The 21,503-nt window shown below is 52.8% G+C and carries 19 protein-coding genes; 13 read left to right on the forward strand and 6 right to left on the reverse strand.

Annotation, left to right across the window (positions count from 1 at the left end; genetic code table 11):
* Positions 1-366: 366 nt before the first annotated feature.
* From BN3772_RS23530 to BN3772_RS23545, 4 genes are all read right to left on the reverse strand, one after another.
* A complete protein-coding gene (locus tag BN3772_RS23530; protein ID WP_042202704.1) occupies positions 367-1,347 on the reverse strand; it encodes a polyprenyl synthetase family protein in 981 nt (326 codons plus the stop codon).
* Between the two features lie 18 nt (positions 1,348-1,365).
* Positions 1,366-1,815, reverse strand: a complete 450-nt coding sequence (locus tag BN3772_RS23535) for a hypothetical protein (RefSeq protein WP_042202705.1) — start codon at positions 1,813-1,815, stop codon at positions 1,366-1,368.
* Positions 1,816-2,003: 188 nt separating this feature from the next.
* On the reverse strand, positions 2,004-3,884 hold the full coding sequence (locus BN3772_RS23540) for an FAD-dependent oxidoreductase (protein ID WP_042172470.1): 1,881 nt from the start codon (positions 3,882-3,884) through the stop codon (positions 2,004-2,006).
* 50 nt (positions 3,885-3,934) lie between these two features.
* Positions 3,935-4,840 carry a hypothetical protein gene (locus BN3772_RS23545; RefSeq protein ID WP_042202706.1) on the reverse strand — a complete coding sequence of 302 codons (906 nt, stop codon included), beginning with the start codon at positions 4,838-4,840 and terminating at the stop codon, positions 3,935-3,937.
* Positions 4,841-5,306: 466 nt separating this feature from the next.
* Here BN3772_RS23545 and BN3772_RS23550 point away from each other — a divergent pair, with 466 nt between their 5' ends.
* The 6 genes from BN3772_RS23550 to BN3772_RS23575 all read left to right on the forward strand — a co-directional run bounded on the left by BN3772_RS23550 (position 5,307) and on the right by BN3772_RS23575 (position 9,923).
* Complete coding sequence (locus BN3772_RS23550; protein WP_042172474.1) at positions 5,307-5,510, forward strand: CsbD family protein; 204 nt, start codon at positions 5,307-5,309, stop codon at positions 5,508-5,510.
* A gap of 61 nt (positions 5,511-5,571) precedes the next feature.
* The gene (locus BN3772_RS23555; RefSeq protein WP_042202707.1) at positions 5,572-5,838 is read left to right on the forward strand and encodes a hypothetical protein; all 267 of its coding nucleotides are present in this window, start codon (positions 5,572-5,574) and stop codon (positions 5,836-5,838) included.
* Between the two features lie 144 nt (positions 5,839-5,982).
* Positions 5,983-7,380 (forward strand): ATP-binding protein, encoded by a 1,398-nt coding sequence (locus tag BN3772_RS23560; protein WP_042202709.1) that lies wholly within the window; start codon positions 5,983-5,985, stop codon positions 7,378-7,380.
* Positions 7,381-7,498: 118 nt separating this feature from the next.
* On the forward strand, positions 7,499-8,773 hold the full coding sequence (locus BN3772_RS23565) for an MFS transporter (protein ID WP_042202712.1): 1,275 nt from the start codon (positions 7,499-7,501) through the stop codon (positions 8,771-8,773).
* A 21-nt stretch (positions 8,774-8,794) separates the two neighbouring features.
* Positions 8,795-9,457, forward strand: coding sequence for an NAD(P)H-binding protein (locus BN3772_RS23570; RefSeq protein WP_042202715.1), 663 nt, complete (start codon positions 8,795-8,797; stop codon positions 9,455-9,457).
* A gap of 85 nt (positions 9,458-9,542) precedes the next feature.
* Positions 9,543-9,923 (forward strand): RidA family protein, encoded by a 381-nt coding sequence (locus tag BN3772_RS23575; RefSeq protein ID WP_039869407.1) that lies wholly within the window; start codon positions 9,543-9,545, stop codon positions 9,921-9,923.
* Positions 9,924-10,005: 82 nt separating this feature from the next.
* On the opposite strand, the gene BN3772_RS23580 is transcribed toward BN3772_RS23575, so the two are convergent.
* Positions 10,006-10,764, reverse strand: coding sequence for a tryptophan-rich sensory protein (locus BN3772_RS23580; protein WP_042202717.1), 759 nt, complete (start codon positions 10,762-10,764; stop codon positions 10,006-10,008).
* 210 nt (positions 10,765-10,974) lie between these two features.
* Between BN3772_RS23580 and BN3772_RS23585 the strand changes: the two genes are divergently transcribed.
* The 3 genes from BN3772_RS23585 (at position 10,975) to BN3772_RS23595 (ending at position 17,513) form a co-directional block, all read left to right on the forward strand.
* Positions 10,975-13,422 carry a glycoside hydrolase family 31 protein gene (locus BN3772_RS23585; protein WP_042202719.1) on the forward strand — a complete coding sequence of 816 codons (2,448 nt, stop codon included), beginning with the start codon at positions 10,975-10,977 and terminating at the stop codon, positions 13,420-13,422.
* 251 nt (positions 13,423-13,673) lie between these two features.
* Positions 13,674-16,763 (forward strand): DEAD/DEAH box helicase, encoded by a 3,090-nt coding sequence (locus BN3772_RS23590; RefSeq protein ID WP_042202720.1) that lies wholly within the window; start codon positions 13,674-13,676, stop codon positions 16,761-16,763.
* Between the two features lie 27 nt (positions 16,764-16,790).
* The gene (locus BN3772_RS23595; protein ID WP_042202722.1) at positions 16,791-17,513 is read left to right on the forward strand and encodes a hypothetical protein; all 723 of its coding nucleotides are present in this window, start codon (positions 16,791-16,793) and stop codon (positions 17,511-17,513) included.
* Between the two features lie 129 nt (positions 17,514-17,642).
* On the opposite strand, the gene BN3772_RS23600 is transcribed toward BN3772_RS23595, so the two are convergent.
* Positions 17,643-18,377, reverse strand: a complete 735-nt coding sequence (locus BN3772_RS23600; protein ID WP_425280455.1) for a GTP pyrophosphokinase — start codon at positions 18,375-18,377, stop codon at positions 17,643-17,645.
* Positions 18,378-18,728: 351 nt separating this feature from the next.
* On the opposite strand from BN3772_RS23600, the gene BN3772_RS23605 reads away from it, so the two are divergent.
* The 4 genes from BN3772_RS23605 (at position 18,729) to BN3772_RS23620 (ending at position 21,444) form a co-directional block, all read left to right on the forward strand.
* The gene (locus tag BN3772_RS23605) at positions 18,729-19,514 is read left to right on the forward strand and encodes a zinc ribbon domain-containing protein (RefSeq protein ID WP_042202723.1); all 786 of its coding nucleotides are present in this window, start codon (positions 18,729-18,731) and stop codon (positions 19,512-19,514) included.
* An 82-nt stretch (positions 19,515-19,596) separates the two neighbouring features.
* Positions 19,597-20,445 carry a TrmB family transcriptional regulator gene (locus BN3772_RS23610; protein WP_042202726.1) on the forward strand — a complete coding sequence of 283 codons (849 nt, stop codon included), beginning with the start codon at positions 19,597-19,599 and terminating at the stop codon, positions 20,443-20,445.
* A 42-nt stretch (positions 20,446-20,487) separates the two neighbouring features.
* Positions 20,488-20,793: a hypothetical protein gene (locus tag BN3772_RS23615; RefSeq protein ID WP_042202728.1), complete on the forward strand. Its 306-nt coding sequence runs from the start codon at positions 20,488-20,490 to the stop codon at positions 20,791-20,793.
* 57 nt (positions 20,794-20,850) lie between these two features.
* Positions 20,851-21,444, forward strand: a complete 594-nt coding sequence (locus BN3772_RS23620; protein WP_042202731.1) for a xanthine phosphoribosyltransferase — start codon at positions 20,851-20,853, stop codon at positions 21,442-21,444.
* Positions 21,445-21,503 lie beyond the last annotated feature (59 nt).

Here is a 21,503-nt window from a genome sequence, read left to right on the forward strand (position 1 = left end):
ATTTAGTTTGATTTTCGCCAGCTAAATTCCCCATTTCGCAATAAATATAGCTACTAATTGGAAAATGTCCACCTAATTCAGCATACAACTTCACATGACTGCAAAAATGGCAATATTAACTGGACTTTTTCCCACTAACGATCCTTTCCTGATGGTTTACTGAGAATTAGGTAGCAAAATTCCACCTAAATAGTTTGCTAAATCCAAGTTAACGCAATCCCAGTTGGCGCAATCCAAATTAGCAGAATCCATTACTGCCGGAAGGCGCTGAAATGCAAAAAAAAGAGCCCGAAGGCTCTTTGATAAATAGTTAAAATTTTACACGTTTAAAAGTTGGCTTAAAGTGTTTATACATACCTTAATATCTCAGTAGTCACGGCCGGCGAAATAATGAAGCAGCGTCTTAAGATCTGCGTGAGCCGGGTACTCGGAGAGCTGCTGCACAATCGCTGCAGCCTGATCCAGATAGCTCTGGCTAACCTCAGCAGTGCGGGTAAGGGCATCACTGGCAGTGATGAGGCCGAGTACGTGGGAGATTTCTTCCTCTGAGGAGTCAGGACCAATCCTGCGGATCTCAGGATCAAGCGCAGGGTCCTGAAGCGCGAACAGTACAGGAAGGGTTACCTGGCCGTGCCTCAGGTCACTGCCGGCAGGCTTGCCCAGCTTCTCAGCAGACTGTGTGAAGTCAAGCAGATCATCCTGGATCTGAAATGACATACCCAGCGCTTCTCCGAAACGGTAGAGAAGCTGCGCGACTTCATCGGGGCTCTCTGTGGAGAGTGCGCCGACCCGGAGGCAGGTAGCCATTAGCATTGCTGTCTTGTTGAGTGACTTCTCCAGGTATTGCTCGAGCGTCATATCATAATTGAAGGCATGCTCCATCTGCTGGTACTCACCGAGGCAGAGCTGAGCGGTAGCTACGGATGACAGGTCATGGACGTAGCGGTTTTTGTCCCCGGTATATTTGCTTAGCAGCTCTATAACTCTGGCTGACATGTAATTGCCGATGTGGACAGCAGACAGGACGCCTGTCTTTACATGTAAGGCAGCTTCGCCGCGCCGCAGCCCGGCATCGTCGATAATATCATCATGGATTAAAGAGGCGGCGTGAATAAATTCCGCAGCAGCAGAGAGCTGGAGCGTTCGGCGTCCGGGAGGCTTACGGCCGAACCGTCCGCCGACAATTACCATCAGCGGACGCAACCGTTTACCACCGGAGCCGATCAGCTGCAGAATACTCTGGGCGAGCTGCGATTTTTTGGGTACATCCTTGTCACGGGCCACTAAATTTTCAATTTCACGGTTAATTTGGTTCAGGTCAATGTGTAAGGCTTCGTGCAGCTTCATCTATCGGATTCCCACCTGTCAAATGGCTTTGCTTGTGCGGCTTCGCTGCCTGCTCTCCTGGAGAAGGAACTCATCGATTCCAGCCGCCGGATCATACGCTGCGAAGTCTCCATTTGAACGTCTGATCTGCATTTTCTTTAGGGTTGGAGCCATGTAAGCGACCAGGTCCAGCTCACGGCATTGCACGGCGAACTGCAGATAGAAGCTGTACAAATAATCTCCGTCCAAAATGTTGCGGGTAAGGCGGTGATGATGCGGGACACATTCCATATGGCGCTGTGCAGCCACGGTAAGAATGATATAAATACCGAGTAAATGGATCTTGCGGTCATATTCCAGATCATGGCGTTCCAGTACCGCGAGCATCTGCTCACATTCCGCCGGAGAGAGATCCAATTGAATACCGGCGACGCCAGACATTTCAGTCTGTAATTGCCGGAAGGTATCTTCAATGAGTTGTCTGTTCATTTAGCTTCTCTCCTTCATGCCGGTTTTGACGGAAGCATCCGTTACCCTGAATATCCCTACAAAACCAGTCTTTAAAACCTTGTTAAACAAGGAGAGTAATGTGTCGCAGGGACACATTACTCCTTGGAATACCTTATTCAAATGTAGCACAGATGCGCTATGAATTGCTAAAAAGAGATTGATTTACATCAGTCCGTGTACACATACCAGCGTCGTACGAGCGGGATTCTCTTCCACTGCTTCTTAAGCCAAGGCAGAACGTAGTAGTCAAGACCGAAGATGCTGCCGGATCCGCCGATAGTGGCAATTGCTGCCGCGATGTACCAGAGCATTTCCGTCGAGGCCATCTGGCTCGACCAGATCATAGCTGCCATAGCTATTGTTCCTAATGAAGCAAGAGCTGTGAACAGACCCACAATAAGCATAATACCGAAGACGATCTCGGCACAAACCATGCCGATTTGGAACCATTTAGCCAGGAACGTGTAAGTTCCATCGTTGTTGTAGAACATCAGATCCATGAACCAGTTCGTTGTATTGTGTACAAAGTCTGGAACCCAGAGAGCTTCTACCGCTTCTTTGGCTGTAGATACTGCCGAAGCTGCCGACTGTGCATCTACGGTCTCTTTAACTGCATCAACAGCTACACTGGCCGATGAAGCAGCGTCTGTAGCAAATGGAGCAGCAGGAATCAGGAAGATCTTATCCGGATCAACCCAGATTTTCTTGATCTTATCGATACCTTCATACAGCCACATGCCCCCGAGGAGCATACGCAGCGGCACGAGCCAGAAGTTAGGCGAACGCTTGGAGAAGTGGCCGCCCAGGAAGCTCTTGCGGTTTTCTACATGGAAGAATTCGTGCATCATATAAGTCCATACTTTATTGAAGCCCACAACCTGGGACAGGTAGAACATATTAATAAAGTGTTTGGACAGCATAGCCATAAAGCCGGTAAGCATGAACATCTTGCTTGGAAGTCCAACGTTGGCTACACCATAACGGCTGCCGATAGAAACCATCGTGCCGTGGAATCCTGGTTTGTAGGCTTTCTTAGCTGTGCCTTTGATGTCCGCTGTAATATTTCCGGCAATGATTGGAGCAGCTTGCTCAGCGTTCTCAACCATTTGCGGTACTGGGCGGGTTTCGCCTTCAGGAATGAAGAAGATGTTATCTCCGACAACATAAACGTTCTTGTGGTCAACACTTTCCAGATGTTCATTAGTAACAATACGCTTGCGGCCTTCTTGTTTAACATCAAGGGTGCCTACGATTTCGGAGCCTTCAACGCCGGCGGTCCAGACAATAGTCTGAGCTTCGACAACGTTCTTCTCGCCGAGGGCAACACTGCCTTTGCCTACTTCGGTAATCTTGGCGCCAGTAACGATTTCTACTTTCAGCTTCCGCAGATGCGCTTCGGCCTTCTGGATCAGCTTATCAGGCAGAATTGGCAGAACCTTAGGAGCCATATCGGCAACAACCAGACGAACTTCAGAAGGGTCGATATAGAACTCTCTGCACAATTCATCGCGCTGCTCAGCCATTTCACCAACGAGCTCGACACCGGTGAAGCCGGCGCCAATAATAACGAAGGTCAGCATTGCACGGCGTACAGCCGGATTTTTTTCCTTGGCCGCTTTGGTGTACATATCGCGGATTTGACGTTTCAGCGCTACCGCGTCGTCATAGGACCAGAAGGAGAAGGTATTCTCTTCAGCTCCAGGAATTCCGAAGAAGGTCGGTTTGCTTCCTGTGCCGATAACCAGGTAATCATAAGCATAAGTAGCTTTATCTGATTTAAGCTTCTTGTTCTTGAAATCAATGTTGCTGATCTCGTCAAGAACAACATCAACTTTAAGACCTGCAAAGATTTTCTTCAAATCGATCTTGATTGAATCCTCAGGCGCGCGGTTCGCTGAAACCTCATGCAGCTCAGTCAAAAGAGTGTGATAGGGATTCCGGTCGATAAGTTTGATTTCTACATCTTTGTCGTTCTTAAATTTCTTTGCCAGTTTCTTAGCCGTGAGTACGCCGCCGTAGCCGCCGCCCAAAATGACTATTTTCTTCAAGAGAAATTCACCTCATTCGTCTGATTAGCTGCAAGAGGAGAGCGAATTACTTATTTCGCGCCTTCGAGTGCTTTTTCTGCAAGTGTAAAGTATTCGCCTACGTGGATCGATACGCCGGAAATAGCGTCAGTTTTGCCTTCAGCATCAAGGGCAGGAGCTGCACCTTTGTTTTCAAGGAAATACTTTTCAGCCTGGGCAATCTGCTCATGCCATTCGGATTGTGCACCGCCGGCTTTCATGCCATATTTGCCGTCAACGGAATATTGCTTCTTGTCGTCGCCAGCAGCATTCACGCCGCTGAATTTAACAGCTACAACATTACCGTTAGCAACAGTCAGGGCAACAGTGGACTTCCAGCCGGAAGTAGCATCCATTTCGCCTTCAGCAGTGTAGCCGCCGTCTTTGTAAGGACCGGCTTCTGCAGGACCGGCAGCAAGAGCAGCCTGTGCAGCAGCAGTAAAGTCGTTAACGTGTACGGATACGCCGGAGATAGCATCAGTATGTCCTTCAGCATCAGTAGTGATTGCAGCAGGATCTTGTTTTTCGATCAGGAATGCTTCAGCCTTAGCAGCCTGTTCATGCCATTCTGCTTGAGCGCCGCCCTTAGCAACAAGACCGTAGTTACCGTCTTCGGAAACTTTCTTCTTCAGATCGCCTGCATTTTTAACGTTGAACGCATTCCAGTCAGCCTTGGTGATTTTTCCGCCTTCAACTGTCAAAAGCGCGTAAGTCTGCCAGCCTGTTTCAGCATCTGCTTCAATAGTACCAAAGTAAGTGCCGTCCTGATACTGTCCTGCTTCAGCCGGAGCGTTGGTTGCCGCTTCAGTTGCTGCTGGTGCAGTTGTTTCTGCAGGAGCATTGGTAGGAGCAGTGTTCGCAGCGTTGTTGTTTCCGCAGCCTGCAAGCAGAGTACCGAGAACCAGAGCGCTTGACAAAATTACAGAAGCTTTTTTCATTTGTGATGACCTCCAAATTAGTTTAAAATATATATATTAAAATGTAAAACATTTTAATAGACTTGGAAGTGATATTTATCACGTTATAAATGACAAATGTCACTCTTATTATCGGTAATAGATCTGTTTTGTTGCAGTCCTTTGACACTTATCAGTAAACATTGTGTAAAATTTTAAACATCTTCTTTCTGCTCCGAAGGCATTTTAGCATAATAAAACGGCGATACATGTGAAAATAATCACTTAAACCTAAAATAATTTATCTGTATCTAATTTATCTATATTCGGATTATATCAAATTTTAAAAGATTTGAATACCTTAATTAATAGACTATTATGTGACAAAATCCGACGCCGGCGCACAGCTGTCCAGATTCACCGGAAGCAGCGGCGGGTAATACATCGATAGCACGTGAAACTCTGAATATACCTAACTACCAAAGGGAAGCTAAGGAGATGAACATGTATGGACAGCAACGTATTTAAAGGAAAATGGCTTCAGATCAAAGGTGAGGCCAAGAAGCAATGGGGCCAGCTAACCGATGACGATCTTAATGTAATTGATGGTGAAAAAGATAAATTAATCGGCAAGCTGCAGGAACGGTACGGCCACACCAAGGATCAGGCTGAGCAAGAGTACCGCAACTGGGAGCAGTCTGTCCGCAAGTAACGGGTTAATACTCGGGATAAGATAATACGTTAGTCACATTCGCATGAAGAGGCGGTGTCCCATGTACAAACCGACCGTCGTTGCCGGCAGGATTATCGAAGTACAGGCTGACAGGGTGCTTACGCAGCAAGGGGATATGTTCTGTACTTACAATCCCCGGTATTATAAGCTTCCTGATGCAGAGCTATGGACACAGGCGGAAGGTGAGCCGGATGAGGTACATGAACCTGTTATTGAATCAAACAGGGGATACCAGGTGCCTAAAAGGCGCTGGAACAGGATGCTGCCTTTGTTTTCGCCTCAGAAGAAGAGCGCAAATCGTATATGATTTGTGCTCTTCTTCTTTTTTATATGCATTTATTATTACTATACATATATACAGCGCGGTAGAACTGTGGTTTTATGGATTCAATACTAGTATGATAGTATGGATTGAAGGGTTTTTATTTACTTGAGCTGCGGGAGTGGGGCTATGGAATATCTTAAGATCTTTTTTGTTAATACAGCACTGCTGATAACATTGGCTTATCTTGGTAATTTAATATATAAGCATACCATTACATACGCCCCGGAGCGGGTGAAAAAGATTAGCTGGGTGCTGGTAGCTATTTTTGCCGGCTGGATCAGCTCCTTTTTCGGATATAGGCTGGATGAGAATGTCATCTTTGATTTGCGCATTGTGCCGCTTATTATTTCAACGCTGGCGTACCCTCATCCGTTCATTCTTATCATAATCGGTGTAGGAACTGCAATTACCCGCCTGACCTTTGGCATTAATGAAGCCGCGATTGCTGGCGTAATTAATCTGTCCATACTCGGCTTTGTCTGTGCCGGCCTCAGCCTGTGGGTGAGCCGCTCTGACGCTTCACTGCGGTTCAAGAGGCTGACAGTAATCCTCATCGTTAATCTGGTCAATACAGTCAACATCCTTATCTTCGGTGTTATTCCCGACAAGATCTATCTCACAGAGATCATGCCGGTGACCCTGTCCGGCGGCTTGGTGCTCAGCCTGCTGTTTGCCCTGATTATCCGCGACTTCCAGCTGGAGCTTATGCGCAACGGCCAGATTGTCCGGGCGAATGAACTGCTATACACCCAGACTGAGGAGCTGCACAAGAACAAGATTGCTCTGGAGGAACGGGCTAAACAGCTGATGCTGGCCTCCCAGTACAAATCGGAATTTCTCGCTACGATGTCCCATGAGCTGCGCACGCCGCTGAACAGCATTATCAACCTTTCTCAATTAATAGAAGAAAGCAGCGATTCTCTGAGCCCCGAGGAGACCCGTGAATATGCAGGAATCATCCACCGTTCGGGCGATGATCTGCTTATGCTCATTAATGATATTCTTGACTTGTCCAAGGTTGAGGCCGGAAAGCTTGATATCAGCAAAGAAGATTTGAGCGTCAGTGAAATTTCGGAGCTGCTGTCCTTGCAGTTCAGTGTGGCTGCGAAGCTGAAAGGACTGAACTTCGAAGTTGCGCGGGGTGATGAGGTTCCGGATATTATTCATTCCGATCCCCAGCGGGTACAGCAGATTCTCCGCAATCTGCTTGCCAATGCGGTTAAGTTCACTGCGGAAGGGGGCATCACCCTCCATATCCGTACAGTGCAGCATAAGGACGGGGATCTGTCCCGGCACTGGATCGTATTTGACGTGCAGGATACCGGCATTGGAATTGCCGCCGAGAAGCATGACCTTATCTTTGAAGCTTTTCAGCAGGCTGATGTTACTATTGGCCGCAGATATGGGGGAACAGGGCTTGGCCTATCCATCAGCAATGATCTTGCCAGACTTCTGGGCGGATTCATCACCCTGCACAGTGAAGAGCAGCAGGGGAGCCGCTTCTCCCTCTTTCTCCCCCTGTAGCTGCAGGCGCTGTGATTTCTTAAGCCTCCAACTTTCTTTGTGACTTTGCTGTATTGACTTGGGGTTGATGCTGAGTAGAATGAAGCCAATGCCGCATCAAAGGAGTGTCTACCGCCCCATGAACATCATGAGAAACAGGCTGCCCGGTACCCGTCCCAAACGAATCCGCAAAGCTTCAGTCAACCGCAACAATTTGAAAATTGCTACAATTGAAGGAATTCCTTCGACGATCTTCCAGGTACTGCTGCAAGGGCAGTTTTTGACGGGATTTCTGCTGTACTTGGGAGCGAGCTCCAGCCAGATCGGATTTGTGCTGGCGCTTACCACACTGGTCAATGTTGCGCAGATTGGTGTTGCTTTCCTGATTCAGAAGCTGCCAAGCCGCAAGTGGGCCATGGTTATTTTTACGGGCCTGCACAGGCTGCTGTGGGGTGCAACCGGACTGGTGCCATTCCTGTTTCCGAAGGAGCACTGGGTTACTGCCTTTATTATTTTATATACAACCGCTTTTATTTCCAGTACAGCTGGCGGAATGCTGTGGAACTCCGTTATCAGTGACCTTGTTCCGGCACGGGTGAGAGGGCGTTATTTCGGGATCCGCAATACCTTTTTGAATGCGCTGGGCAGTCTGGTGATGTACGGCGGAGGCGTTATGCTGGACCGTTATCCCGGAAGCCAGGGCTTTCTCATTATTTATATTGTGGTATGGGTCTGTGCTATTGCCAACATCCTCGTGTTCTGCTTTTATCCGGATGTGCCTTTTGAGAAGTCGGAGGAAAAGTCATTTCTGCCAATGTTCAGAAAGCCGCTCCACGACAAGCTGTTTATGAAATCGACGCTGTTTCTTGCCGCCTGGCTGCTGCTGCAGAACCTGACGGTTCCGCTCTATTCCTACGTTATGCTGCGGCTGCTGAATATAAACTATGAGACGCTTTCGCTGCTCAATGTGTCGCAGACCGTGTTCATGATGGCCAGCTTCTATGTATGGGGCAATCTGAATGCCAAGTACAGCAATAAGCGGCTGCTGCTCTGGACACTGCCAATTATTGCGTTATCCTCATTGATGTGGGGAATGCTGTCTGTGCTGCCAATGCTGCCGGTCCTGTTCGCGGCACATATTATTTTTGGAATGGGCGTCGGAGGCTTTAACCAACTGGCCTTTAACTTTATTATCGGAGATACCCCGAAGAAGGAACGGCCGATGTACATGGCGATGTATGCGGCGCTTACCGGGCTGGCGGCTTTTTTTGGCCCGCTGCTCGGGGGCAGAATATACGAATGGATCGTTGACTGGCCGGAGTGGACGCAAATCTACGGAATGCAGATTATTGTCGGGGTGCTGATGCTGACCCTTGCTCTGCTGCTTGGACGCCGGATACTCCGGGACGAATAACCGGGAAGGTGAGGGATCTGAATGACAAGGATAGCGGTAGTATTGGGAGCTACAGGTCTGGTCGGTGAAGCGGTGACACGAGAGCTGCTGGCCGGTGATTGGGATGAGGTGCGTGTACTGGTCCGCCGCGAGCTTGCGCTGAAGGATTCCAGGCTTAAGCAGACGCTAGTAGACTGGGAGCAGCTCGGACAGTATAAAGAGCAATTCACCGGAGCTTATGCCGTCTTCTGCTGTCTGGGCACGACCATCAAGAAAGCGGGCTCCCGGGAGAAGTTCGAGCGGGTGGACCTGCATTATCCGCTGGAGGCTGCTGCACTCGCCCAATCATGCGGAGTGCAGCAGTTTCTGGTGGTGTCCTCAATAGGGGCAAACGCCAAATCGGGTAACTTTTACATCCGGACCAAAGGTCTGGCTGAAGACGGACTGGCTGCTGCCGGCTTCCGCGGCCTGCATATTTTCCGTCCTTCACTGCTGCTGGGGGAGCGCCCTGAATTCAGGCTGGGCGAACGGGCTGCTGCTGTGCTCATGAAGGCGCTGGATTTTGCAATGACCGGCAGGCTGGCCCGTTACCGGGCCATTTCGGGTGCTAAGGTCGCCAAGGCTATGGTGAATATTGCACTCGCGGATACAGGCGGGACACATATTTACACCAATGAGGTTATGCATGTGATCGGCGGACGGTAAACAGGGATGAAAGTTTGCAATAAGCAGAGCTGAAGCCGTACAATGGGACATAATCATCTGTACATAATGACAGGAGGAATATGTGATGAGTAAAAAGCAAATCGCAACAACAGCGGCACCGGGCGCCATCGGACCGTACAGCCAGGCTATTGCCGCAGGCAATTGGGTATATACTTCCGGTCAGCTTGGCCTGAACCCTGAGACGGGGGAGCTTGCTGAAGGGGTGCAGGAGCAGGCTCGCCAGTCGCTCAATAATGTGAAGGCGATTCTTGAGGAAGCCGGCGCTTCGATGGAGCACATCGTGAAGACCACCGTATATCTGAAGGACATGAACGATTTTGCAGCAGTTAATGAGGTATACAGCTCCTTCTTTACCGAGCCTTATCCGGCCCGCAGTGCAGTTGAAGTGGCGCGTCTGCCTAAGGACGGTCTGGTTGAGATTGAAGCGGTAGCACGCAAGAAATAGGAATACAGACAAGCCCGCTGAACCGGTTTAACCCGGTCAGCGGGCTTTTTTGTGATGATCAGCCATCTTCCGGACCGGTGCCTCAGGCTCTCCTGCGCATCGGTGTAAGCTTCAGCCACAGGCTGTACAGCAGGAGGAGGCCGGCAGCAATCGAAGCGGTGAGGAAGACATTCTCTGTATCCCGCTGCTCCAGTGCGATAGCAATAAAGGCCCATACAAACACCAGCGGAAAGATGCTGTCACGGTACGGGTAGCTGACCAGTACGGCGAGCAGTGTGCCGACAACAAGCATGATGACCGCCCACACTGTACCGTCCAGGCCGAAGCCGCCCCAGTCATTCTTTGTTAGCACGACAGAAACGTTAACAATGGTGGCGACACAAATCCAGCCCAGGTAAAGGCTGAACGGCAGACGGATCAGCCAGCTTTCACCCGTGGTCGGACGGTCGATCATTCTGGTCTTGCGGTAAATGACGATCAGGGAGATCAGCAGCAGCGCCATGGCGGCAAGTGACAGCTCGATGTATAAATAATGCCACAGAATCAGCCAGCTCATATTAAAGACACAGCTAAGGATGAACCAGATGCCGATGGACTGAACCGAATCTCTGGAGCCCGTAGCGGAGCGGAACTGATAGATCACAAACCCGGCCAGCAGCAGATAAATGAGTGACCAGATGGAAAAAGCATAGCCGGCCGGAGTAAGGTAAGTATGATACTTGTCGGAGATTTCACGGGTACTGTTCCCGCCCAGCGGAAGCGTTACAGACAGGGTGTTAACCAGGATAACCCCAAGGAAGAACAGCAGGTTCCCCCACTTAAAAGGATTGTTGCGCGTCATAATGCATTCACTCCCTAAGCTTTGTATTGTAGCATGCCAGTCCTGGCCTGCTTCTTGACCTACATAGAATATACCCGCTTTATTTGCTGTTCAGACTAACTCTGGCAAAATAATGACCTGCAGGTCATAAAATTCACGGATAGCACGCCGTCAAGTCGGGGTAATATGTATTTATTACTAAAGGTGCACGCAAGGAGGGGGAAAACGAAGATGGAGAGCAGTGAGGCAATTCGCCCTGAAAAAATGGGCCCGATCGTCATGACCGAAACCTGGAATACCCCGGGGAGTGTGGAGTCCTGGGAACGCTCAGAGAGTATTTATATTGTCAGGGGCGAGCGGGCAGGCATTGTGTTTGTCTTTTTAAATGACGAGATCTTCCGGATGAAGCTGTTCCACGGCAAGGCTCCTGATCTGACTACATCGCCGGCTGTACTGGCAGAGAGCTGCATACCGCACCTCTTTCCGGTGGAGGAGACTGGGGAGCAGCTGATTTTTACGACTAGCTGCATTCGTCTGATTATAGAAAAGGCCTCCTTTCTGATCCGGGTGGAGAACATGGCAGGCCAAATTGTAATGCAGCAGAACCTGGCGAGCTGGAATCCGCGCGGGGCAAGCCATGCTGAGTATGATATGCAGCCGGATTCGCATTTTTACGGGCTGGGTGAGAAGTCGAGCTTCCTGGATAAGCGCGGGGAGCGCTATACGAACTGGAATACCGATGTATTCGCTCCCCATCTCCCGGAGATTGAGGCGCTGTATGAGTCCATTCCATTGCTGATCCATATGCACGGCGAGCTGACCTACGGCTTGTTCCTCGACAATACGGGCCGGAGTGACTTTGATATGCGCTCGCACGGGGTGGCGTTCACAATCGGCTGCTCAACAGGCGAGTATGATATTTATTTTATTAACGGCCCGGAGATGAAGGATGTCGTCAAAAAATACACCTCCCTCACCGGAAGGATTGCGCTTCCGCCTAAATGGTCGATCGGCTACCACCAGTCACGCTACAGCTATATGAATCAGCAGGAGGTGCTGCAGCTGGCCCGGACCTTCCGCGACAAGAACATCCCTTGCGATGTGATTTATCTGGATATTCATTATATGGACGAGTACCGGGTGTTTACGTTCGATCCGGTTAACTTTCCCGAGCCGCAGAAGATGATTGCCGAGCTGGGTGAGCTGGGTGTGCGGATTGTGCCAATCGTGGATCCCGGCGTCAAAAAAGACCCGAAATACGAGGTGTACAAGGAAGGTGTGCTGAACAAGCATTTCTGCCGCAGGCTGGAGGGCGATATCTTTTTCGGTGAGGTGTGGCCGGGTATCAGCGCCTTTCCGGATTTCAGTGACAGCCGGACGTCCGAGTGGTGGGGCGATCTGCACAAATACTATACGGACCTCGGCATCCAGGGCATCTGGAATGATATGAATGAGCCGGCGGTTTTTAATGAGTCCAAGACGATGGATCTCGATGTGATGCATTTCAATGACGGGCGTCCGGTTACCCATGAGGAGTACCACAATCTGTACGGGATGATGATGTCAAAAGCAACTTATGAGGGGCTGGCGGAGCATATGGCAGGTGAGCGCCCCTTTGTACTGACCAGAGCCGGGTATGCCGGTATTCAGCGGTATGCCGCTGTGTGGACCGGGGACAACCGCAGCTTCTGGGAGCATATGGCGATGGCGATTCCGATGGTGCTTAACATGGGGCTGTCGGGGCTTGCTTTTGCCGGTCCGGATATCGGCGGCTTTGCCCATCACACCTCGGCGCAGCTGCTGGTACGCTGGACACAGATGGGGGTATTCTTCCCTTACTGCCGCAACCACTCCTCTATCGGAACAATGCGCCAGGAGCCCTGGTCGTTCGGTGAGGAGGTCGAGGACATTCTGCGTGAATTCATCGGCCTGCGCTACCGCTGGATGCCGCATATTTATAACCTGTTTCATGAAGCGGAAGATTGCGGGCTGCCGGTTATCCGTCCGCTGATCCTGGAATATCCGCGCGATCCGCATGTAACCAATCTGTGTGACCAGTTCCTGCTGGGTGAGAATGTGCTGATTGCCCCGGTCTACCGTCCGGATACAGACCATCGCTCGGTGTATCTGCCGGAAGGCTGCTGGCTGGATTACTGGGACGGTGAGGTACACGAGGGCGGAAAGCATATCCTTGCGGCTGCACCGCTGCATATTATGCCGATGTATGTGAAGGCGGGAACCTTTACTGCAGAGGGGCCGCTTAAACAGTATGCCCAGGAGGAAGTGCCGGAGACGGTTATTTTCCACTTGTACGGTGCCAAGGCGCAAGAGGATTTCACAGCAGCATATACGCTGTATGAGGATGACGGGCACAGCTTTGCTTACCGGAAAGGGGCTTATTCACAGATTGCTGTGGAGGCTAAGGGTACTGGAGACGGCCTGCTGCTGAACTGGTCCTATACAGCTGATGCCTACCGGTCTCCGCGGGAGATGCTGCGCTTTGCGCTCTGCTATCCGTTTTTTGCTGCAGATGATGTGGACGGGCTGCCGGAGATCAGTCTGGATCAGCTGAAGGAAGGGCGCCAGGGCTGGGCCCGTAACGGCAAAAGCGGCGCCATTATCATTCAGGTTCCGGATGAGCGCAGCGGGGGGGAACTGCGGATCAGAGCGGGAAATTAAAAGAATGGATAAGGGCTGCCTTTTATCAGGCAGCTCTTTTGTTGCTTGTGCGGGGAACGGTAATGCAGGCTGTCATCCGGCAGACACCTTTTAATCCCAGATTATCCAATCCTGACTTAGCCGGCGCCTTATTAGACACGCTATGTTTCAATTTCTAATTAAAATTGCAGAAAATATGCAGAAACGTTTTTAAATCGGACCTTTTTCGTATAAGATGAAGGGATGAAGAAAAAGTAGACAGGAGATCACCAATGATTAAGCATCTGTATGCAATATGGCTAGGGGACGTTTTATTTTGCTTCTCCGGTGAAACCTCGGAGCCCAAGGTCGACGCGTGGACACGCGTGGTCAAGAAGCTGGAATTCCGGGGCGGGGGGCGTCCTTTTGCGGGTGCTGCACTGCGGCTGGCAGAAGTAAAATATCCGGTGACGGCTGTGGCGGAAGGAAGAACGGCGCGGCGCGGACTGCCGGGACGTACACTCGAAGGGCTGGCGCTGGGGCCGAAGGAAGCCTTTGATCTGCTGCTTGCCTGGGACGACGAGCTGTGCCGTACCCAGGGGGTTGAAGCCGGCGGCGAGATGCGCTACTGGGCGGTTGCCGCCCGGTTCGCACTGGAGCTGATGGCGGCAGGAGGGATCGTGCCCGGCGCAATGCCGCCGCGGCCGATCGGCTCACGCCGCCGCGGCGGGGAGCAGGCGGCTTCCGCCTGCTGGTCCCCGGCTTTCCGCCGGGAGGAAGATAAGGCGTTTTTCCTGCAGCTGGCAGCGTCAATGCCGGTGCTGGCGCTCGGGGCCCATGTTGCTGAGGAGAGTGACTTGTCATCGCGTGAAGATGCAGGCGGATATGTACTGTATTCCTTCCTGCAGGCAGTCATGACTGCAGAGATCAAAAAAATCATTGCCGGCGCAGAAGGTGAGCTTAGCCCTTATAAGGCGAATTACCGCCGCGGTTATTCTCCGCTGACCGAGCTGTGGTGGAACAGCCTGCTCACCGGCAGCCGGGAGATTCCGGTTCAGGGAACCCCTGCGGAAGTGTCAGAGCTGCTGGCTGAGGTGAATACGGCAGCGGCGGGTGGAATGCCGCGGGCCGCTGCGGAGGAAGAACAGACGGGCCAGCTTAGTCTTGGCCTGCGGCTGGAGCCGCCGGCAGACGAGAGCGAGCTGTGGCAGCTGACCTTCTGGGCGGAGAGCCGGGAGGAAGGGGAATTCTGGCTTCCGGCAGCGGCCATCTGGAGCAGCCCGGAGCGCGAGTTCACTCTCTGGGGCAAGCGTTACCGTAATATCCAGCAGCAGCTGCTGGATGCGCTGGGCCGGGCTGCGGGAATATCGCCCGACATCAGGCGGGCGCTGAACGTCCCTGCACCGACAGGGGCTGAGCTTGAGCCGGAGCGCCTGTATTTCTTCTTGAAGGAGAGCGTGCAGCAGCTGCGTGAACGGGGAATTACGGTGCAGATGCCGTCACGCTGGAGCCGCGAAGGGCGGCGCCGGATCGGGATGAGGATGAAGATGCAGCCGCCGCAGGGCGGGGTGGACGGACCTGTACAGCCGTCACTGGGGATGGAGGAGCTGATCTCCTTCCGGATTGAGGCGTCGCTTGGTGACAACCCGATCAGTGAAGAGGAGTTGAATGCCCTGGTGGAGGCGGGAGTTCCTTTTGTACGCTTCCGGGGCGAGTGGATCGAAGTCGATCCGAAGGAAATCCGCCAGGTACTGAGATATATGAAACGCCATGAGGGCGGCGAAATGCCGGCGGCGGACTGGATGCGTCTGGAGGCTGAGGACGGGGAAGAGCGGCTCTGGAAGGGCATGTCGGTTACTGGTATGGAAACGTCCGGCCTGCTGGCTTCGCTCATGCATGGTGATATTCTGCGCAATATACCGCCGCGTACAGTACCGGATGGCTTGCATGGAACGCTGAGGCCTTATCAGGAGCGGGGCTATCAATGGCTGGCAGCACTCAGCGGTCTCGGCTTTGGGGTCTGCCTCGCAGATGATATGGGGCTGGGTAAGACGATTCAGGTCATTGCCTGCCTGATGGAACGGGCATTAACGGCTCCTGCTGAAGTGAAGCATGAGCCGGCGCTGATTCTTTGCCCGACCTCTCTGCTGGGCAACTGGCAGCGTGAGCTGCAGCGCTTTGCACCGTCGCTGAGTGTGCATATTCACCACGGGGGCAGGCGGATACGCGGAGAAGGGTTCGCCGAGCTTGCTGACAGCCATGAGATTGTCTTGACCACGTATCATCTGGCCGGAAGGGACAGCGAGGATCTGGCAGCAGTGCGCTGGTCTACAGTTGTGCTGGATGAAGCGCAATATATCAAGAACCACCGCACCAAACAGGCGCAGAGTGTGATGAAGCTGTCTGCGCCTCACCGGATTGCCATGACAGGCACACCTGTCGAGAACCGGCTTGGCGAGCTGTGGTCGATTTTTCACTTCTTGAATCCGGGGTATCTCGGTTCCTACCACTCCTTCCGCCAGCGTTATGTATCGGGGGAAGGCGGGGAGCGCCTGCAGGAGCTGCACCGGCTCGTCTCGCCGTTTCTGCTGCGCAGGCTCAAAAGCGACCCGGATATTTCCAAGGATCTGCCGGAGAAGCTGGAGCTGAAATCCTACTGTCCGCTGACCGAGACGCAGGCAGCGCTATATCAGGGCGTGGTGGACGAGATGCTCGGTGTGATCGGCGAGCGCTCCGGCATGGCCCGCCGCGGGCTGGTCCTCTCCTCGCTGACCAAGCTGAAGCAGATCTGCAACCATCCGCAGCTGTTCCGCAAGGAAGAGGGACGCAGCGGGCGCAGCGAGCAGTCTGGCAAGATGGAAGTTATGTTCGAGGTGCTTGACAGTATTGCCGGGCTAGGGGAATCCGCGCTGATCTTCACCCAGTACGTAGCGATGGGAGAGCTGCTCGTTAGCAGGCTGGCCAAGCGATACGGTGAGACACCGCTGTTCCTGCACGGGGGGATTCCCAAGCGGGAGCGTGATGAGATGGTACATGCGTTCCAGGAGGGCGACGGGCCGGCCTTCTTCGTGCTGTCGCTCAAGGCAGGCGGGGTAGGCTTAAACCTCACGAGGGCCAATCATGTGGTGCATTATGACCGCTGGTGGAATCCGGCGGTGGAGAATCAGGCGACGGACCGGGCTTTCCGGATCGGCCAGCACAAAAATGTGCAGGTGCATAAGCTGATCTGCCAGGGCACCCTGGAGGAACGGATTGACGAGCTCATTGAGCGCAAAAAAAACCTTTCGGAGCAGGTAGTCGGCTCCGGGGAGAATTGGCTGACGGAAATGTCCAACCATGAGCTGCAGGAGCTGATTGAGCTTCAGGGCCAGGACTGGATGTAGAGTACGGTAAGTATAGGGGGATTAACGATGGGCAAGCTGCCGGAATTACGGCTTATTATAGAACCTGGCATCCTGAAGACGGCAGCGTTACAGGGGGGCAGTATAGGCGTGGCTGAAGCGGCTCCGGAGCAGGCTTTTTCCTGTGAGGTTCCGCAGTGGTCAGCAGCACGGAAGACGGAGGTGCTGCGGCAGCTTGCCGAGCATCCCGGAGAGCTGTATGATCTGCTGCTGGGCAAAAGAAAAGGCATTGCAGCAGAGCTTCAGCTCCTTCCCCCGGAGCTGGATCAGGCTGATTCCGGCTCCGGGCAGCTGCCCGGATGGGCAAGGAGGCAGCTTGAGGAGGAACCGCTGCTTGCCTTCAAGCTGCGCGGAATGAGCAAGGAGGAGCTGCTGGGCGGAGTGTTCGCCCTCTGGGCCGAGGAGGAATATCCCCCGCAGGAGGACGGCGGTACAGCTCCGGCCGGCATGCTGGCTGCGGAGCTGGCCAAGCTGGAACGGAAGGGGCCGGCGGTAACGACCGGTGAATGGCTGGCTGAAGCGGCTGCCGAGGGCTCGCTGCATCAGCCGGGGCCCTTATTCCATGAGCTCGCCGCAAAGCCCTTTCCGGCTTCTCCGGCAGTAGCCCCGCCTGCTGAGAACTGGAGGGAACTGCTGCCGAATACGCCCAGGGCAGGCGAAGGCCTGGCCCTGATTATGCGCAAGGCGGCTGAATCAGCTGTGCGCCGGGCGTCTGAGCTGGGCAGTCTGTAGCGCCTTCCTTGAGTCTTGCCGCAGCCAGACAATAAACAAGGCAGTGCCGTAACAGCTTTTTTGCTGCCGGCACTGCCTTATTTAATGTCTGTTAACCTTACTCCGCAGGTGTGGAAATGTCTGCTGTTCCTACTCTTCCGCCTGCTTATCCGCAGTGCGGCTTCCTTCAGACAGCTCAAGAATCTCGCGGCGCAGGCGGAGCATCTTCTGATCGAGCTCATCTGCGGCCCGCGCGGCTTCCTTCAGCTCCTCGGCCACATGGGGCGGCAGCTGCTTGTCGAATTTGTAATAGAGAATATGCTCCATACTGGCCCAAAAATCCATCGCCAGCGTCCGCAGCTGTATTTCGGCCTTGACCCAGCGTGTCCCTTCGAGCAGGACGAGCGGGATGGCCACAATGATGTGCAGGCTCTGGTACCCGTTCGGCTTCGGCTGGGCAATATAATCCTTAATCTCGAGCACCTTGAGATCCTCGCGGACGCACAGGTGATCGACCAGCCGGTAAATATCCTTCACAAAAGCACAGACGATCCGCATGCCTGCAATATCGTGAATGTGCTGCTCCATATTATCGAGAGTGAAGGTATGACCTTTGCGTTCCATCTTGCGCAGGATACTCTTCGGTTCTTTTATCCGTGATTTGACATGCTCGATCGGGCTGTAGCCGTCACGGACCTGCCATTCTGTCTTGACCACATCAATTTTATTCTCAAGCTCGTTCAAGGCATGGCGGTATAGTGCAGGCAATGACTTGAAATCCTCCAGCCTTCTGGCAAAATCCTCACTGCTCTGCCACTGCTGCATATCCTTTACATGCACCTGCAGCTGATTCAGCGTAACTTGCGTACTGTCGTCTTCTTTCACTGAGACTCTCCCGGGTTTCATTATTTGTGACTGTTTTAGTTTAACCGATTTTATGCCCCGGAAGCAAAATAAAAGCCCGCTTCCGGGCTTACCGCTGACAGATACGGGCGGAGGCTGCAGGAAACAGGCTATGTGAAAAAAGAAACATTTTTGCCGGAGAAGCGTATTAGCACACATAGATAAGTTGAACGTGAGTTTAGCAATATACACAGAACGACAAATAATGAATCTATCCGAGACATTTGGTATGATAGAAGCACGTTTTAAGGTTATAGAGCTTTATACAGGCTTTATATGAATCATTATGGCTATTAATCAGCCCTGTTCTCATCTGGAGAAGGAGGAACTACTATGAATTTTCTGCAACGCATCAAAGACAGTGCCAGCCGGGTGAGTGAAAAAGCGCAAAGCTCGGTGGAAATCGGCAAGCTAAACGGGCATATTTCCGATATTGAACGCGAAATGGAACTCGAATTTATGAAGATGGGACAGCTGTTCTATGAAGGCTACCGTTCCCGGGACATGTCGGTGGCTGAGGGAAAGATGGTTGAGCTGTCGAAGGAGTGCCTGAAGCATCAGGAACAGATTGATGAGCTGCGCTACAGAATTGCTGAACTCAAAAACGAACGGCTCTGCGTGTGCGGCAACGTAGTCGCGCTCGATGCTAATTTCTGTCCGAAATGCGGACATAAGCTGGAGGAGCCCGTAAAAAAAGAAGCGCCGGCGGTAACCATCCGCACGATTCATGAGGACGAGGAAGATGAGTTCTACGGCGAAGATGAATTAACCGAGGAAGAAAAAGAGCTTGCGCTCCGGTCAGAGCCGCGGGTTGTATACAATGAAGTGCTGTATGATTCAAAAGAATCCGGGCAGCAGGAGCCTGAGCCGCAGGATTATGAGAGTCCAGTCCATGACAGCGGGTGGGACCGCCGGGATGCGGATGAGCTGGAGCGTGAGCGCGAACGGCAGCTTGAGCTGGACCGCCGTATCCGGGACTGGAAATCGGGCGGTACCCCGGAGGAAGCGGCAGCCTACAGCGAAGAAGGCGTGCGTGATATGGTCAAGTGCCAGATCTGCCGGGCTGATCTGCCAAAGGGCTCGATGTGGTGTCCGCGCTGCGGCTCGGAACAGATCTGATATAGAAGCAGCGTGTTAACAGGTAACGCCGAACCGCAGATTCACAGAATAAGTTTAAAGGCATACTAGGAGGACAACATAGATGGAACAGTTGCTGCTGCATCTGCGCAATTTGGGGTTCACAGAGATGGAGTCCAAGATTATGGTCGAGCTGGCTACCAAAGGCGAGGCTTCGGGCTACGAAGTGGCAAAGCAGCTGGGCGTATCCAGATCCAATGTGTACGCGGCGCTTCAGCGTCTCACACAGCAGGGTTATGTACGATGCGGGGAAGGGGAGCCTGCCCGCTACAGCGTGCTTGATCCGGAAGAGCTGGCTACCATGATCTCCGGCCGGGTTCAGGCTTCGCTGGCCTTTGTGGAGAGTGAAATGCCGCGGGGCGGCCCGGTCAGTCCGTCCTTTTATAATATTGAAGGGGACCGGAATATGCTGGGGGCGCTGATCCGCCAGCTGAATCTGGCCGAGAAGGAAATTGTAGTCGATGTATGGCGGGAGGAAGCGTCGCTGCTGCGCAATGAGCTGGAACAGGCGGAGCTGCGCGGCGTGAAGCTGCTGTGGGCTTTTGACGGCGGCAATGAGGCTGCTGCGCCTTACCCGGTATGGCCGCCGCTTGGCGGCAAGCCGCGCCGCAGCGGAGGGAGAAAGTTCTCTTTTGTCATCGACCGGAGCTGGTGTATGCTGGGCATGCGTTATGAGGACGGTACGGCTCAGGCGGTGGTTACGGAACATGAGGTGCTGGTAGGCCTGCTGTTGAACCATTTCTCACAGGAGATGGTGCTCTTCGAGCTTGAGGAGGATATAGGCGCTGAGCTGAACCGGCGTTACGGTGAACGGTACAGCCGTATTTACAGCAAGTATGTCATGCATGATAGGGATACAGATGCAATTAAGGATACGAACGCTGAAGAGCCCGGTAATGTCCGTGAGGAGTAGCGGGTTCAGGTTGCGCTAGACTAAGCCGGGGAGGTGAAAAGAATGGAATGTATTGTTCATTTTGACGTGCAGCATCCGGAAGGCCCTAAGCCGCTTCGGGGGCTGCTGTTCCTGGATGAAGGTAAGGTGCCGGGTGAGAATGAGCTGGTGGAGATGTTCAGGGACATGAAGTTTAATGTGCGGCTGGATGACCGGGAGAAGCTGATCTTCAAGCCGGTAAATGCCGGTGAGAAATATTCGGAGATCCGGATTACCAGCTATGACGGCGGCAAGTCGGGCAGCAAGGAGGATCATGACCTGAAGTCGATTGTCGGCAACCTGCTGCCGCAGAAGCCGTCCGGCCTGTAATATGAGTAGAGGGAAGGCAGGGTCCAAGGGAATCTGAGGAGAAAAGAGGGAGCACAGATGGAGTTATTGAGACGCAAGGTTTTGGATGAAGGAATCGTTCTCGGTCAGGGCGTGCTCAAGGTGGATTCTTTTCTGAATCACCAGATGGACCCATTTCTGATGCGGGAGGTCGGCCGTGAGTTTACCCGCCGGTTTGCCGGGGAGACCATCACGAAAGTGCTGACGATTGAATCCTCGGGGATTGCCCCGGGCATCATGACTGCACTTACGCTTGAGGTGCCGCTGATTTTTGCCCGCAAGCAGAAATCGCTGACCCTGACGGAGGACATTTACGTGGAGACCGTCTATTCTTTTACCAAGAAAGAAAGCAATGACATCACCGTATCCAAAAAATTCATCGCCCCGGGCGAGCGCGTGCTGATCGTGGACGATTTTCTGGCCAACGGTGAGGCGGCCTTCGGGCTGGCCCGGATTGTCGAGCAGGCTGGCGGCACTGTCGCCGGTATCGGCATCGTGATCGAAAAAGCCTTCCAGCCGGGCAACCGTCTGCTGAAGGAAGCGGGCTACCGCGTGGAATCACTGGTGCGCATTGCTTCGCTGGAGGATGGCGTCATCTCGTTTGTAGAGGAAGAGGACGGACAGCCGGGCTAGATCACATAAGCTGTATTGTAGAACACATACTCAGGATTTAAAGCCCAAAGCAGGGACTA

Source organism: Paenibacillus camerounensis, from assembly GCF_000723885.1.
GTDB classification, from domain to species: domain Bacteria; phylum Bacillota; class Bacilli; order Paenibacillales; family Paenibacillaceae; genus Paenibacillus_AQ; species Paenibacillus_AQ camerounensis.

Excerpts from the sequence above, each read along its gene's own strand:
- BN3772_RS23585 (WP_042202719.1), top strand. The coding sequence starts at position 10,975 with ATGGAGAGCAGTGAGGCAATTCGCCCTGAAAAAATGGGCCCGATCGTC.
- BN3772_RS23530 (WP_042202704.1), bottom strand. The coding sequence starts at position 1,347 with ATGAAGCTGCACGAAGCCTTACACATTGACCTGAACCAAATTAACCGT.
- BN3772_RS23590 (WP_042202720.1), top strand. The coding sequence starts at position 13,674 with ATGATTAAGCATCTGTATGCAATATGGCTAGGGGACGTTTTATTTTGC.
- BN3772_RS23535 (WP_042202705.1), bottom strand. The coding sequence starts at position 1,815 with ATGAACAGACAACTCATTGAAGATACCTTCCGGCAATTACAGACTGAA.
- BN3772_RS23610 (WP_042202726.1), top strand. The coding sequence starts at position 19,597 with ATGGAACAGTTGCTGCTGCATCTGCGCAATTTGGGGTTCACAGAGATG.
- BN3772_RS23545 (WP_042202706.1), bottom strand. The coding sequence starts at position 4,840 with ATGAAAAAAGCTTCTGTAATTTTGTCAAGCGCTCTGGTTCTCGGTACT.
- BN3772_RS23615 (WP_042202728.1), top strand. The coding sequence starts at position 20,488 with ATGGAATGTATTGTTCATTTTGACGTGCAGCATCCGGAAGGCCCTAAG.
- BN3772_RS23560 (WP_042202709.1), top strand. The coding sequence starts at position 5,983 with ATGGAATATCTTAAGATCTTTTTTGTTAATACAGCACTGCTGATAACA.
- BN3772_RS23555 (WP_042202707.1), top strand. The coding sequence starts at position 5,572 with ATGTACAAACCGACCGTCGTTGCCGGCAGGATTATCGAAGTACAGGCT.
- BN3772_RS23580 (WP_042202717.1), bottom strand. The coding sequence starts at position 10,764 with ATGACGCGCAACAATCCTTTTAAGTGGGGGAACCTGCTGTTCTTCCTT.
- BN3772_RS23620 (WP_042202731.1), top strand. The coding sequence starts at position 20,851 with ATGGAGTTATTGAGACGCAAGGTTTTGGATGAAGGAATCGTTCTCGGT.
- BN3772_RS23605 (WP_042202723.1), top strand. The coding sequence starts at position 18,729 with ATGAATTTTCTGCAACGCATCAAAGACAGTGCCAGCCGGGTGAGTGAA.
- BN3772_RS23570 (WP_042202715.1), top strand. The coding sequence starts at position 8,795 with ATGACAAGGATAGCGGTAGTATTGGGAGCTACAGGTCTGGTCGGTGAA.
- BN3772_RS23565 (WP_042202712.1), top strand. The coding sequence starts at position 7,499 with ATGAACATCATGAGAAACAGGCTGCCCGGTACCCGTCCCAAACGAATC.
- BN3772_RS23575 (WP_039869407.1), top strand. The coding sequence starts at position 9,543 with ATGAGTAAAAAGCAAATCGCAACAACAGCGGCACCGGGCGCCATCGGA.
- BN3772_RS23595 (WP_042202722.1), top strand. The coding sequence starts at position 16,791 with ATGGGCAAGCTGCCGGAATTACGGCTTATTATAGAACCTGGCATCCTG.
- BN3772_RS23550 (WP_042172474.1), top strand. The coding sequence starts at position 5,307 with ATGGACAGCAACGTATTTAAAGGAAAATGGCTTCAGATCAAAGGTGAG.